Genomic DNA, 14,600 nt, shown 5'->3' with positions numbered 1-14,600 from the left:
TTACGCTTTATTAGTAAATATAAGTTCATTTTAGCTTACTGCATTATCATTTCTAGCTCATTTCAAATGACCGTTCACGCTTTTCAGACCACAGCCATGCACCGAATCACTATGTTCAAAATATTTGCCCAGCTCCACCATCATCGCACCCATGCGCTCTTCAGTTGGAAACACGATTCGTTCAATCCCTTCTTCCAAAATGGATTGTGCGGTCACCTTGCCCACCGATACAGCAATTACATCTTCACGAAAAGCTTCCAGTAAATCCTCAAATCGATTTTGCTCTCTGGCATATTGGGCCAAAAATCGGATTTGCGGGCCACTCGTGAACGTAACGGCATCAATCGTACGGTTTATAACATCATCTAGTAACGCTTGCAATTTTGCTTCTTCAGGTGGGATATGCTTATAAGGAAGTACTTGGCGGGTCACTGCGCCCTGCTCATCCAGCCACTCTACTAACCGGGGTGCCGGGTCTCCATGCAGTTGCAACAGCACTTCCTTCCCCTTCAGATCATATGGGGCAAAGGCTCGTGTCAATCCGATCAAACTTCCGTCCTCGTCCCGTACTGCTGGCGTAAAGCCACGCTTTTTGAGTCCATTGACCGTCTTGTAGCCCCGTGCTGCAATGTTGGAGGATTGCAGCAGCTCTATAATCTGCTCGGCCACGCCCATATCCTCCGCCATATCGAACAGAGCATCCAGTCCCATACCGGTCGTGAAGATGTACCAGTCCGGAGGGTTCTTCACCCACGATACAACAGCGTTGCGCAGCTCGATATCATCTAGAAAAACAGTCCCCTGGGCCGGACGCTCTACTGGCTCGCCCCCCATCTTCATAACTAGCAGCGCCATTTCTTCTGCTTTACGGGGACCGGCAAGAGCGACTCTCTTACCTGCCATGCGTTGTGCCATGCTGTTGCCTCCCTTGTAGAAGTCGTATTTCTTTCTACCAAGTATACAATCAGAGAGGCAAAAGACAAATAAGAATTACTTTTTCGATAAATATAGTAATCTTATAAATGGGTGTGTCCTGTTTCGCTTTCCTGCTGGCCTTCTTTCTGATCACTTCTATCCCTCTCCCTGCCAGATGAGGACTTATCATCGTTGCCACTCCCTTTAAATTTGGGCCGTAGCAACATCCACAGCAAGAAGGGCATGAATACAAAAAAAATGACCATCACCGCAGTCCATTCCCGGCTAAAATCATAAATTTGTACGATATTGGAGAACAGCATAAACGAACAGACATAACCTAACAAACCTACGGGCCAAACCATCAGACTCCCCCAGACATGGGCAAACATACGCTTTACCGCCAAACTGGTAACGTACAGATCAACTCCAATCTTCGTAAGAAAGGTGGGTACGGTCAATGCTGCCACGAACAAGTCGAACCGATCCAGAAAGTCCGTTAGCTGCAACTGACGTACCAGTTCATACGATGGATAAAACAATCGTGACAAGATAGGGACACCAATCACTAACTCCGACAACAACACCAGCAAGATCAAAAAGACGGTTCCGATCAAATGCCCAAACCACGCACTACGCCCATTATAGCTTTTCCCAGAAATCACAAAGGGAACCATCATGATATCGGCCATATATCCCAGCATGCGCCAGCTACCCTTGATCACTCCCTCTACCTCTGGATGTAAATAGGGCCTCAACACCGAAAAATCCATATTACGCCCAAAAAAAAGCGGCATGGTCAATAACGTCACAATCAACAGTGGTACAAAAATCTCCGCCATATTGACGATGGTGCTTATTCCGCCTTTCGCCATAAATGTCAGAGTCAATAGCATAATCAGAGATACCATAACAATCGGAGTTAGTGGCAAAAGCACCACCTCCACCAAATCCGTAATAATCCTCAAATCCCGAGCAAAAATGATCAGGAATAAAATGAGATAGACTGCAAGCAGCATACGTCCCAGCACAGGGTGAGAGCTCACCATCGCCTGCATCAGATCCTGATCTGGGAAACGCCGCTTGAGTTTCAGCATCGCCCAGATCGGCAAGCATAGTACGATGGCCGCAATTGCACAGGTCCAGTAGGCATGCTGATTCGCGTGATCTGCTGCCTGCGCCGGAGCATGTATAAGGGTAATACCGACCTCCATCAATACACCAAGCAGCACAATTTGTCTGGTTGTGAACTGTTTCATGCAGGTACATCCTCCTTTTGCCCGCAGGCATCCATTACACGTTTACAATCTAGGGGGGAGCCATATGTCAATGAAACGGGCCACCCATGTAGCCACATAAACGGTGCTCTTCGTCGATGTACCGTAAATCCAGATGCCAATGCTAATGACATACAATACGCGGGAGACCCAGCGATTGACGGCGGGTGCATTGTTAATACTTTTACGGTCAACCAGATACATGAAGAGCATAGCCAGCAATAAAGGTAATAGAAATACTTTATTCATTCTGGATTTGCTCCTTTTTGACCCCGAATGGTTTGGTGACCGCACCGATATTCTCAATATGCACGACCGGATCGATAGTGATTTCCACTTTGGGATATAGTTGATCCCATTGAGGTTTAATCCGTTTCCATTCATCCGGGTGACTCATAATAATAGCCCGGCCCAAGCCAAGTACGTCTGAGTGATACTTTTGCTGGATCTCCTTGACAGCCTCTCCCAGCTCCCTCTTGATCTCCTCGGCTGTCTGCTGCTCCAGCCACTTCAAATTTTCCTCGTTGGAAATATCGAAATTCGTCTCATTTTCCTTCACATTCCCATTGCAGTTCAAATGAACAGTCATTCGAATCTCATCCCCCTGAATATGGGGCTTAATATGGACTTTATTCTCGATGAGATGTACAGATAAATAACCAGTACCCTTGGGAGGTGGGATAAATATCTCTGTCTCCTTCGCTTGCTCCATCCCCAAAAGCAGAAACCGACTAAGGTGGTTATCAATAATCCCTGTTAACCTGTCTTGGCGAAAAACAGCCAGTCCATCGATCTGAATGTTTGTCTTCTTGTCTTTAATATTAGCGGGCCCATTCTTCACCAAAGACATTACCGGCACCACCGGGTCAATGCCTTCCAGCAGCACGGAATTCATTAGCAGCTTAACGGAACGAGGTTTTTTCATATAGGAAAAGTTGAGCTCACGCACCATTTCCGCTGGATATTGCTCAATCGGAGCATCTGCCTGAAGCACTTCCATCGCTGATCCCTTTGTGATAACAACTAGGGAAGACAGACGGTTCTGCGGAATACGTGCAATGACATCCATCATTTTGCTAATCCCTTCTCGTGCCAGCGCCTCGCCGAACAGCAGCACCCGTCGATGAGAATAATTCAGCGTTCGCGAAACTCCGCGCTGTTCCTCGGTGCTTGCTCCCCGAAAGCTTGGACCTGTTTTGGACTCCAAGTAGTAGGACTTCGTACCACTTGTACCTCCCCCCCCTCCTGTACTGCCCGTAGATCCGAGCTGTCCGGGCAGAGCAATTTGCATCGTTACCCGGTATTGATCACCTTCCTTATCCAGCCCGGTCCCCATCACAAAGGCCACATCATTCACTTCACGGCGATCCCAACATCCTCCCAAAAGGACAGAACAAAGCAGCAGGCAACAGAGCACAGCCACTTTACGCCTTTGTTGTGTATTCGATGTGGGCTTCATCACCATCCCTCCTCGGTTTTAGGTGATCCATTCATCTCTTTCTTCGCTCGTTTGTTGTTGTCTTTACCAATCCATGAAGGACGTTTGGTCATTTTCCACCAAGGTGCACGGACGATAATATCCTTTTGGTCCATGTGGTTGTACGGGCTATATCCACTCATATAAGGGACACCAAACGATGTTAGCTTGGTTAGGTGCGTAGCAATCAGCGTTGTCGCAATTATGATGCCAAACAATCCAAATAAACCCGCCATCAGCATGATCGGAAATCGCAGCAGACGAACCGTGATGGCAAAGTTAAAACGCGGTATGGTAAACGAGGCAATACCTGTGAGCGACACAACAATGACTATTGGCGCCGATACGATCCCTGCCTGTACTGCGGCCTGCCCAATAACGAGCGCGCCAAGGATACTGACGGCCTGACCGACCGTTTTGGGAAGACGAATCCCTGCTTCCCGTAATGCCTCGAAAGAAATTTCCATCATCAACGCTTCCACAAGTGCTGGAAAAGGGATGGATTCCCGAGCCGCCGCAATACTCAAGATGAGCGTCGTCGGCAGCATGTCATGATGATAGGTTGTCACCGCTACATATAATGCTGGCAGAAAGAGAGCCATGATGAGAAAAAGAAAACGAATCCAGCGCACCATATTACTGATGAAGAAGCGCTCGTAATAATCCTCGCTCGCTTGCATCATTTGCCACATCGTGACTGGTCCAATCAGGGCAAAAGGCGTGCCGTCCACAAAAATGGCAAACCGTCCTTCTAGTAATTGCGCGGTGACGGTATCGGGACGTTCGGTGTATTCCATTTGTGGAAACGGCGAATATGGGTGATCCTCAATCAGTTCCTCAATATATCCAGTCTCCAGAACACCATCAATTTTAATATCGCTGAGGCGCTTTTTAACATCCTCCACCAGCTTCGGATCTATGATCCCTTCAACATAGGTAAGGACGACACTCGTTTGAGTTTCTGTTCCGAGGGTCATGCTGTGCATCTTGAGCTTGGAGGTCTTCAGCTTGAATCGTAGCAGTGCCGTATTCACGCGAAGCGTCTCAGTGAAGCCCTCACGCGGCCCGCGAATAACTGCTTCGGTCTGCGGCTCCTCCACGCCACGGCGGACGCCTCCCTTGGCGCTGAAAATATAAGCACGAGCCGTTCCATCTACGAACAGAGCGGCATTGCCGTCCAGTATCGCTGCCGATACCTGCTTCCACTCGTCCATCGTTTTGGTCTGGGACATGGAGATACGAGTCTCATCCAACGGCTCCAATTTGCCGTTCACTTCAGGGTCCTTGAGCATCATGCCCAAGATGACAGGCCGCAGGATATGATCCTGCAAATCTTCTGATTTTACCGTGCCTTCGAAATATGCCAGCAACCCTTTTCGTTCAGGGGAAATCATGAGCTCTCGGTAGACGATATCAGAGCATTCCTTGAAAATATCACGCAATGCGACCCTATTGTCTTCCAGACTGCTGCGCAGTGGCTCTTCTAGCCATGAAGACTCCGGCAGCCCTTTAGGCATACGAGAAGAATTTCGTGTTTTGCGCTCACCGGCTGGAATCGCTCTCCGGCTCCACGGTAGCTTTGGCAACTTGGGAAAGCGCCCTTTCTTCATCGTTAGTCCCCCCTTTACGAATAAGCCGATCAGGTAATATAAGATATAGGATGTACCAGCCTGCAAAGGATTATGTATCCAATGAACTCACCATCTTGAACACATAGCAAAAAGACCCTGCAATGATGCAGAGCCTTCGAAAATCGATTATACATTCGAACATCTATGATTAAGAAGATTTAGTCTCCCCAATACTCCTCGGGATGGTATTCAATCTCAGAACCAGCTTCAAACGTAAGCTCACCGGTCTGAGCATGATATTGCACACTTTCCGGGGTGACGTAATACCAATGCTTTACCACGGGTCCACCGTCTGCGGGCGTTACAAAGCGAAATACGTTCAGCTCCTCGCTGAAACGCACAATCGCCTCCGCTGCCTCACGCGGCAACTCTTGAAGTGTGAAGCGAAACACGCCGTCCGCCAATTCCAAACGACAATCAAAACGCTGCTTGCGGCTGTCAGCAAAGCTTCGCCCCGTGACAGCATGCTTGATCAGCCATGTTTCCTGCTGCGCCATTGTGCGCACCTCCTTTTAGGGCAAATCAATCAGCATATAAAAAACAGAATCTTCTGCCTTCAGTAACAGCTTCGGCTCCTCCTCTATACGAGCAGAATCACGCCCTTGCAGAAGATGTTCACCGTTCACACGCAGTGAGCCCTCGATGACGAACAAGAACACGCGCCGACCCTCGGCCTGTGTGAATTCGACTTGTTCCCCGGGCAGAAGCTTGCTTAAATAAATCGTTAAATCCTGATTGATTGAAGCTATTTCACCCTCCGTGCCGGGTACACGCTTTCCAGCAACGACAGGCAGAAGCTGACCGTGCAGACGTTCAGGATTGAACGCTGTAGTCTCATAGGAAGGTTGCAGTCCTCTCGTGTGCGGACTAAACCACAATTGCAGCAGACTGACATCCTCGGTTTGCGAAGCGTTGTGCTCCGTATGAATGATGCCGTGGCCCGCTGACATTCGCTGAATGCCTCCAAAACGGGTCACCGCCACATGTCCACGGTTGTCTTCATGGCGCAGCTCCCCATACAGCACAATGGAGACAATCTCCATATCGCTGTGCGGATGCGCTCCAAAGCCCCGGCCCGGTGTGATGACATCGTCATTACAGACACGCATAGGACCAAACGCTGTATTGTTCTCATCCTGATACTCCGCGAATGAGAAGCTGTGGCTCCCCCGCAGCCATCCCTTATCGAAGCTGAATCGGGAAGCAGCCGGATATATTGTAAACATAATAGCCCTCCTTCAGGATGAACAATGAGATCCAATCCCTCTCATTGTACCCGAGCCCAAGCGATAAAGCTACGCTTCTGTCTGAGTAGTAATTTCATCTATAAAAGACTGCAAGGTACTGGTAACGAAGGCCTCCTTACGGCGGATAAACACCGTTGTCACTTCATTGTAAGGCTCTGGGATGGCATGACCGCACACAAGACCTTGAGCCACCAGCCCGCTGATCGAGGATTCGGGAAAAACAGTCATTCCAATGCCTGCTGCTACACTGCCGATAATCGTCTCAAATGTCCCAAACTCCATGATCCGCTTGGGGATAATCCCCTCCATTTTGAGCCAGGTTTCCAGTCTTCCCCGATATCCGCAGCCTTTTTTATATACCAGGAGCGGACGAGTTGCAAAATCGTCAACCGAAAAGTCACTTCCTTGAGATACGAGGACCAGCTTTTCCTGAAATACATCAAACTGTTCAATGAGCGGATGCTTGACCGGTCCGGTTACAAAGGCTCCATCCAGTCGCATTTCTGCAACCTCCTGCACCAGTGATTCCGTAACCCCTGCCTTAAGGGACAATTCGACATCCGGGTACTTACTGTAGTAAGCATGTAAAATGGCCGGAAGGGCAATGACAGTCTCCACGATACCAATTTCCAGTACCCCTGAAGGTGCGGAGGTGTTCTGAAACGCATGCTTCATTTCCTCAAATTGCGATAAAATGCTTTTCGTATATTGCAGCAGACGCTTGCCCTCAGCATTGAGGATCATGCCCCGCTTATGCCTATAAAATAAAGGTGTTTGTAGTTCCTTTTCCAGTAGCTTGATTCTGGCCGTTACATTGGACTGGACGTAGCTAAGCTCGGCTGCAGCCTTGCTGACACTGCCATGTGCAGCCACCGTCTGGAAAATGTTTAAATCGTTCAGATCCACTACTGTTCCCCCTTATTGTGAAGGGCAAGGGCCACCAAAATTGACGCGCCTTGTCACTTATCATCATTTTAAATGATCATAATGTTTATTTTCAATCATTTTACCAACAGCTTCCTATCCTTTATGATGTGTCCATAGATATGTCCGCTGAGACCGGCAAGGAGGAGCTTTTGTACACCATGAACAAACAGATCATGACCGGATCTTTATTATGCCTGATCGCCAGTATGTCCTGGGGGGCGATGTTTCCGGTTTCGCACATTGCATTACAGCATATTAATCCACTGTACTTTTCATTTTTGCGCTATTTATCGGTTACACTCATATTAATTGTGCTATTGTGGCTCAAAGAGGGACGGACTGCATTTCGCTTTGAGGGCAAGGGCAAGGTGTTATTGTTCTTCGGAACTATGGGATTTACCATTTATAATATGGCCGTTTTCCAGGGACAGCACGCGATGGGGGCAGCAGGTACCCTTGTTGCTTCCATTATGGAAGTGCTAATGCCGATGATCTCCATTGCGATGGTGTGGGTCATGACCCGTAAAATGCCTCCAAAATATACATTAATCAGCATGTTGATTGCGCTGGCTGGAGCATTGCTGGTTATCACGAACGGCAAATGGACCTTTTTCACGCTTGCCGGACAACATCTATTGGCGCTGCTGCTTATTTTCGTAGGTGTTGTCGGATGGGTCGTATATTCCATGGGAGGCAGTCATTTTGCAGGGTGGTCTACTCTTCGATATTCAACCTTGACCTGCCTGCTTGGAACTCTGGTCTCTTTTGTAGTCGTGACCTTTGCCTCTGCTTTCAACTGGATTACAGTGCCGGATTGGCAACACGTATGGTCAGTCAAATATGAAATGAGCTTTATGATCCTGCTTCCAGGGCTAGCGGCCTTGCTGAGCTGGAATGCCGGAATCCGCAAGCTGTCTCCGCTGAACGGAATTCTATTTATTAATTTTGTACCGATTACCACGCTGATACTTATGTATTTCCAAGGCTATACCATTAGCCGTTATGAACTGTATGGGACTGTACTGGTCATTTTCGCACTGATTCTGAACAATATGTTTCAGAGAAGTTCTCTGCGTCCGTCCAACAGCTCACGGGGTGCCCGTTTCCGTCTGAATCGCCGCAAGTCGTTCAACGGTGACTTCTAACCCTGCGAACCAAAAGGTTTAATAAAACATCAAAAAGCGCCTGGATACGGAATATAACCTCCGGTATCCGGGCGCTTTTTACCATTTATGATTTCTCTTCAATCTGGAAACGTCCAACCAGTTCGCGGAGTTCCTCTGCCATTTGACTGAGGTCTGCTGTGGATGAAGCAATTTCCTCGATGGAAGCAAGCTGTTGCTCAGCCGCTGCTGAGATCGACTCGGTGTTGCTCGCCGCCTCGTCCGAAATATGGGAAATATCGCTCATAATATCCACGACACCTACAGTCCCCCGTGCCATTTCCTGAGTCACTCCGGTAATTTCATGGATATGCCCCATCGCGCGTTCAACAGCCTGACTGATTTCCGCAAAGGAATGCTCCGATGTGGTTACCGAATCAATACCTTCCGTCACCCGTACCCGTGCTTGTTGCATCGCGCCTAAAGCATGGTTCATATCCACCTGCATCGCTTCAATGCGCTCCGAGATCAAGGTAGCCGATTTGGCGGATTCTTCAGCCAGCTTGCGTACCTCTGTAGCAACCACGGCAAATCCTTTGCCATGGTCCCCAGCCCGTGCCGCCTCAATGGATGCATTCAGTGCCAACAGATTGGTCTGTTTGGCGATACCAGATATAACACTGATAATATTCACGATTTCACCTGAACGCTCACTCAGGGAGTCCATAGCGTGTCCAAGATCATGAACAGTCTCGTCGATATCATGCATTTTCTGTACAGCCTGCGTAGCAGCCTTGCTGCCTTCCTGTGCCGACTCGGCATTCATCTTCACATGTTCAGATACACCCACCATGCGCTCAGATACATCCGCTGCTTGCTGAGCCAGTCCCTCCATACTCACAGAGCCATGCTTGACGCTTTGCAGCTGACGTTCGCTGCCTACAGCTACTTCCTGAATAGCAATAGTAACATGCTCAATGGCTTGGGTCGTCTGATCTGCACCCGCAGCCAGCTCCTCCGCTGAAGAGCTTACCCGATCAGTTGTTTCGCGTACGCTTCGAATCATCGTACGCAAACTATCCACCATGGTTTGAAAATGAGCAGATAGTTCACCTACCTCATCTGTTTTTCCCGTTTCCAAATCGCCCGTCAAATCTCCTTCACTGATTCGTTCTGCTGATTTTTGCAACTTACGGATCGGAACCAGAACAGAACGGGTAATCAGGAAAATCGCGATAAGCGCAATCACCAACGAGGCAGCCAGCACAATAATGGTTACATAACGCATGGCAGCGGTGGCATCGTTAATCTCGGATTGATAGAAGGTACCTGCAATTTTCCAGCCGGTATCCTCATTCGTTACATAGGTCAAATATTTTTCGCGACCTTCATGCATATATTTAAAATTCCCGCTCGGCGCAGTATACAACCTATCAAGCGAATTCTCCTGAGGAGATGAACCCGCTTTAGCCGTAGGATGGACCACGAATTTCTTCGAATGATCCAAAATGATGATATATCCCTCTTGGCCCACTTTAATAGAGGCCAATTTACGTACACTTTCCAGATTTAAAGAAATCCCGATAACCCCGGACTTGTCGGAAAGCGTCTGAGATACTACGACAACAGGAATACCCGATGAATTGATGATAACAGGCGTAATTGCAACCTTACCGGGCTGCTTCATCGCTTCTATGTACCATGGTCGCGTGCGAGGGTCAAATGTCCCTTCATCCTCTTTGGGCACCCCCCGGATCATCAAGCCTTCTGGTGTACCGACAAAAATATCCGTAGCATCTTCGTGCAAGCCCTTGTATTGGATCAGCTTGGGCTCAATCAAGGGACTGTTTGGCCCATCAATCATCGAACCGTCGAGGCGTTCCGCCAAATATCCCACATCTTCAATTTTACTGGCGATTGCATATTCAATAACGGAGTTAGCTGTCGTTACCCCCTGATTTGCACTGCTGTAAAGCTGTTTCTCCATAGCATTATATGATGATTTATAGGTTGCAATGGAAATACTTAAACTCGGAATCAGCAAAATAAGTAAAAAACCTAAAATTAACTTGTTCCTGAGTGTCCAAATTGTCTTTCTCTTTCGCCTTGTTCCCATGTATCTTTCTTCCCCTTTGCTCAAAAAGCGATATATTTGTATTACATTCAATGTTAGTTATATCGGTTGAAAGCAGCAAATGATTTACAAGAAAATTTCATAAAGGAGCAAAACAAAAACCGCGTCCTATGAGACTAAGGACGCGGTTATATGAACATTTAGACCTGTACGTTACTATTTTCAGCCTTTTTACGGCCAAACAACTGATCAATCGCCAAAAAGCGTCCACCGACAAGGGCCTGCTGAAGACTGGTAAACAAAATCAGGAGATCAAATTCAATCGAGCCAAAAGGCTGTCCTTTTTTAGCAGTGAGCAATACACCGATCATCACGATGGTCAATGCTGCTCCAGCCAGTCGTGTTCCAATACCCAGAACCAGTGCAATGCCTCCAACCAGCTCAACCGTAGCGACCACAGGGGCCATCCAGCCAGGAAGTCCGAGGCTCTGGAAGAAGCCGGAGGTTCCGTCTAGTCCCTGAAACTTCTGTGCACCGTGAACGATAAAAATAACTCCTGTAAAAATTCGTACCAATAACAATCCAATATTCGCAAGCGTTTGATTCATAAGCTCATCTCCTTTTAGGTTGTATACGGATTAGATAATTAACACTACAAAATGTAGTGTTGTGCGTATCAAGAATCGGTAGCGCACAAGGCGCCACCTTTTATGATACATCTTGCCAAACTAGATTAACGCCAATGCAAACATAAGCGTGAGCATGACGAGTACATAGCCTGAAAACATAATCGAACGCCAAGGCATCTGAATGATCGGCTTTTGTTGAGGGTCTAGAATGCGTGAGATACGATAATTAATGGACGTTTCTGCAAAAGAGGAACAAGCGGCGGAGTTTACCAGACGGGCATTAGCAGGTGTCATACTCAGAAGCTTGAGCAATGCGCTCCCAATCCCGACCGGTGAACCGGCTCGATAAATCGCTTCGTTATCCGCCAAGATTTCACGGGCCGTCTTGTAATGGTTGGTAATATGACGTAGCACCGGCAAGTAAAACAGCTGTGTAGCGCACATTTGCAGGAACCAGGTCTTCAATGGATCATAATGTTTCATATGATATGCTTCATGATATATAACCGCTTCTTCCTCATGCTTGTCCAGTAAGGACAATAGTGCAGAGGACAATACAATACGCGGCTTCCATAACCCCATGGTGAAGGCAGCAGGCTTGGCATAATCAATGACCCAAATCCGATCGGTCCCGAGTTCACGATATCGCTCACCCAGTGCTTCGGTCAACGGCAGGTCGCGCATTCGGTGCAGTCTGCGGAAAGCCGCCCTGGTAGCCATGCACTGTCTGACTGCTTCTCCTCCGGCGATACCGAAGGTTACAAAAACCAGTCCACTGAGCGCATCCACCATGTAGCCGATTCCGTAGTGCTGCAACAAACTTCTGCAAATTTGAAACACGTTAAAATTCAATTTCCAGCCGAAAACATGCTGCCCGGCGTACATCCCCATCTGCATAAGGGCAAAACCCGAAATCAAGGCGCCTGCTGTAAACAGTAATTTAGAACGTGTTTTCCACATCGTCTACATATCCTTTTTCCATTGTTTAATTTTTTGTTCCAAACGTTCGATCAAAATCGGATCAGCTACTTCCAGAGCATCAATCATATGATTGACAGCAAGCGGACCAAATTCATCCACCAGTTCGTGACTCAGCTCTTTGGATTGCTCATCCATAAACTCTTCTCTGCTCAAAACAGGACGGTATAAGGACGTTCTCCCGCGTATGCTTTTGCTTAAAATCCCCTTTTCCACTAAACGGTTCATCACAGTCATTACCGTATTGAAGTTAAAGTCACGATCCCCCTCCAATGCGGTCTGCACTTCTTTGATACTCCGATCCGAAGTGGACCATAAGATATCCATGATTTTGGCTTCCAGGGGCCCGAAGAATCGGTTAAGTCCGGTTTCGCCAGCTTTAAAATTCAGTCGTTTCATAAGAAGCACCTCACACTACCGATTGTAGTGTATATATTCCGATAAAGTCAACTGTCACACCTAATGTCAGCTTAGGCACCATATACAAACCGCCGAATGGTCTCCATCCGGCGGTAATTCATCGATAGTCATAACCTTCTGTTTAATCTGCCAATCTGTATCCTACACCTCTTACGGTAGCAATATATTCAGGCTCCGCAGGTCGATCGTCCAGCTTCTTACGCAAACTTTTGACATGCACATCCACAACATTGCTGCCGCCGACAAAATCAGTTTCCCAAATATCATGCATCATTTGCTCGCGTGAGATCACTTTTCCTTGAGAATCTATCAGCTTCAACAGCAAATCGTATTCCGTTTTGGTCAGATTCAATGGATTCTCTTCCTTATATACCAACATTTTATCACGGTCAATCCAGATGTCCTTGAACACCGTACGACGGCTGGTCTGCGCTGCCTGGCGGGAAATGACCGGATGACGCACAATCATCCGCTCGATGTCATGCACCATTTGGTTGGATGCCAGTGGCCATACCAGCACCTCTTCCGAAGGAAGCAGCTCATGCGCACGTACAGACATCCGATCCTGAACTACATACATGACTGGTGTATCTTTCATGTATTCATGTTCAAGGTCATTGCGGATATTCAGCAATTCACGCCGTGGATCGGTGGCGGTCAAATCGTAAATCAAGAGGTCGCTCCCCAAATGACGCTGCACTTCAGGCTCCCAGCGATGGAAGACCATCACGTCAAAACACGCATCTGACAACGTACGCACCACACCGTGGACTACACCCGGCACGGAACTGATCAGAATGATGCGACGTGTGGTCGGACAATACAAAGGTTCATTAGAAGGAACCGTCTGCACCGCAGGTGTAGACGGGGCAGACAACATGGATGTCCAACTGCCCTTTACGCGTCTAGGCATGTCAGCCACTTTAATACGATTCGTTACTTGATTCGCTTGCTTTGACATTCCTTACACACTCCTCCGAATACGACATGGGCATGGGCAATGGTATATCCCGTTTCATGCGCAACCGTATCAATCCAATCGTGTGGGACTTCACTCATCACTTCATCTACTCGGCCGCATACCTGACAAATAATATGCTGATGATCGTCCATTCGACCGTCATAACGACTAGCAGCTTCTCCTAGTTTCAGCTCACGGATTAATTCCTTATCCGTTAAATAACGTAATGAATTATAGACCGTTCCATAGGCCAGATTATATCCGCGCTCCATTAGCCGATTCATAACATCGGCAGCAGTAGGATGATCGTGGGCCTCACGAACCACATCATATACCGCTTGGCGCTGCGAAGTTAAATTTAGAGTTCTCATACCGCATCTCCCTTAATCAACGCAGATTATATTTATTATAAACTTATAATCACAATAAAAATTAATTTAGAATAAGTATAAATCTTAATTTATTTCAAGTCAATGAGATCGGATAAATTGTGCCGCTTTGCAACACAATGTATACATGGAGTACATGCTTGGCTTATTTACAATCGGAGGGATATTTTATGAAGACAGTATGGATATTCACGCTCTTTATGCTGCTAATGCTGGGAACAAGCATATCGATAAAATGGCTTTTCGGTGCGCGTCATCCTTGGGAGCCTATTTCATTGGCTTTTCGCACGATGCGACCATCGGAATATGTCGTTCTGGCAGGAATGCTTATCGTGTTCTTTATATATGTGGGAAAAAAGCCAATAGGAAACGCATTTCGCTTCCTTTTCTCACAATGGTCACGTTTCCTCAAAGTTTCTACTACTTCCTCTGCTTCTTCGCAAGAGAGCCAGCAGAAAGAACAAACAAGGGATAACGTAAACAAATAATGAATGAAAGAACAAGGCACCCTTACGACCGCATTTCCCAGAATAAAATGGAACATCAAAATGAGCATTTGACCGATACCGATG

16 protein-coding genes are annotated in these 14,600 nt (G+C 47.4%); 2 read left to right on the top strand and 14 right to left on the bottom strand.

Annotated features, from left to right (window positions below; genetic code table 11):
• Positions 1-57: 57 nt before the first annotated feature.
• From ACXHJ2_RS25910 to ACXHJ2_RS25875, 8 genes are all read right to left on the bottom strand, one after another.
• Complete coding sequence (locus tag ACXHJ2_RS25910) at positions 58-915, bottom strand: uroporphyrinogen-III synthase (protein WP_013373528.1); 858 nt, start codon at positions 913-915, stop codon at positions 58-60.
• A 101-nt stretch (positions 916-1,016) separates the two neighbouring features.
• Complete coding sequence (locus ACXHJ2_RS25905) at positions 1,017-2,174, bottom strand: GerAB/ArcD/ProY family transporter (protein ID WP_165079792.1); 1,158 nt, start codon at positions 2,172-2,174, stop codon at positions 1,017-1,019.
• A gap of 42 nt (positions 2,175-2,216) precedes the next feature.
• On the bottom strand, positions 2,217-2,441 hold the full coding sequence (locus tag ACXHJ2_RS25900; RefSeq protein ID WP_165079793.1) for a hypothetical protein: 225 nt from the start codon (positions 2,439-2,441) through the stop codon (positions 2,217-2,219).
• Entirely contained in the window at positions 2,434-3,651 is a 1,218-nt protein-coding gene (locus ACXHJ2_RS25895) for a Ger(x)C family spore germination protein (protein ID WP_165079794.1), read from the bottom strand. Before ACXHJ2_RS25895 ends, ACXHJ2_RS25900 begins: the two co-directional genes overlap by 8 nt.
• Complete coding sequence (locus ACXHJ2_RS25890; RefSeq protein WP_151255184.1) at positions 3,651-5,279, bottom strand: spore germination protein; 1,629 nt, start codon at positions 5,277-5,279, stop codon at positions 3,651-3,653. The genes ACXHJ2_RS25895 and ACXHJ2_RS25890 overlap by 1 nt, the downstream gene beginning before the upstream one ends.
• 179 nt (positions 5,280-5,458) lie before the next feature.
• Positions 5,459-5,797, bottom strand: a complete 339-nt coding sequence (locus ACXHJ2_RS25885; protein ID WP_165079795.1) for a hypothetical protein — start codon at positions 5,795-5,797, stop codon at positions 5,459-5,461.
• A 15-nt stretch (positions 5,798-5,812) separates the two neighbouring features.
• Entirely contained in the window at positions 5,813-6,526 is a 714-nt protein-coding gene (locus tag ACXHJ2_RS25880; protein WP_165079796.1) for a pirin family protein, read from the bottom strand.
• Positions 6,527-6,595: 69 nt separating this feature from the next.
• Positions 6,596-7,453 (bottom strand): LysR family transcriptional regulator, encoded by an 858-nt coding sequence (locus tag ACXHJ2_RS25875; protein WP_013373535.1) that lies wholly within the window; start codon positions 7,451-7,453, stop codon positions 6,596-6,598.
• A gap of 179 nt (positions 7,454-7,632) precedes the next feature.
• On the opposite strand from ACXHJ2_RS25875, the gene ACXHJ2_RS25870 reads away from it, so the two are divergent.
• A complete protein-coding gene (locus tag ACXHJ2_RS25870; protein WP_165079797.1) occupies positions 7,633-8,619 on the top strand; it encodes a DMT family transporter in 987 nt (328 codons plus the stop codon).
• 85 nt (positions 8,620-8,704) lie between these two features.
• Here the strand turns inward: ACXHJ2_RS25870 and ACXHJ2_RS25865 are convergent, their stop codons facing one another.
• The 6 genes from ACXHJ2_RS25865 to ACXHJ2_RS25840 all read right to left on the bottom strand — a co-directional run bounded on the left by ACXHJ2_RS25865 (position 8,705) and on the right by ACXHJ2_RS25840 (position 14,010).
• Complete coding sequence (locus tag ACXHJ2_RS25865; protein WP_165079798.1) at positions 8,705-10,693, bottom strand: methyl-accepting chemotaxis protein; 1,989 nt, start codon at positions 10,691-10,693, stop codon at positions 8,705-8,707.
• 158 nt (positions 10,694-10,851) lie between these two features.
• A complete protein-coding gene (locus ACXHJ2_RS25860; protein ID WP_137079431.1) occupies positions 10,852-11,259 on the bottom strand; it encodes a DoxX family protein in 408 nt (135 codons plus the stop codon).
• Positions 11,260-11,379: 120 nt separating this feature from the next.
• Positions 11,380-12,240 carry a M56 family metallopeptidase gene (locus tag ACXHJ2_RS25855; RefSeq protein ID WP_165079799.1) on the bottom strand — a complete coding sequence of 287 codons (861 nt, stop codon included), beginning with the start codon at positions 12,238-12,240 and terminating at the stop codon, positions 11,380-11,382.
• A gap of 3 nt (positions 12,241-12,243) precedes the next feature.
• On the bottom strand, positions 12,244-12,657 hold the full coding sequence (locus ACXHJ2_RS25850) for a BlaI/MecI/CopY family transcriptional regulator (protein WP_016324858.1): 414 nt from the start codon (positions 12,655-12,657) through the stop codon (positions 12,244-12,246).
• Positions 12,658-12,799: 142 nt separating this feature from the next.
• Positions 12,800-13,639, bottom strand: coding sequence for a response regulator transcription factor (locus ACXHJ2_RS25845; RefSeq protein ID WP_013373542.1), 840 nt, complete (start codon positions 13,637-13,639; stop codon positions 12,800-12,802).
• On the bottom strand, positions 13,615-14,010 hold the full coding sequence (locus ACXHJ2_RS25840) for a Fur family transcriptional regulator (RefSeq protein ID WP_013373543.1): 396 nt from the start codon (positions 14,008-14,010) through the stop codon (positions 13,615-13,617). Before ACXHJ2_RS25840 ends, ACXHJ2_RS25845 begins: the two co-directional genes overlap by 25 nt.
• A gap of 188 nt (positions 14,011-14,198) precedes the next feature.
• Here ACXHJ2_RS25840 and ACXHJ2_RS25835 point away from each other — a divergent pair, with 188 nt between their 5' ends.
• The gene (locus tag ACXHJ2_RS25835) at positions 14,199-14,516 is read left to right on the top strand and encodes a hypothetical protein (RefSeq protein WP_165079800.1); all 318 of its coding nucleotides are present in this window, start codon (positions 14,199-14,201) and stop codon (positions 14,514-14,516) included.
• Positions 14,517-14,600: the final 84 nt, after the last annotated feature.

It is taken from the genome of Paenibacillus sp. ALE3 (genome assembly GCF_054113405.1).
Note: the sequence above shows the minus strand (reverse complement) of the source record. Positions and strands in the feature narration are given on the sequence as shown.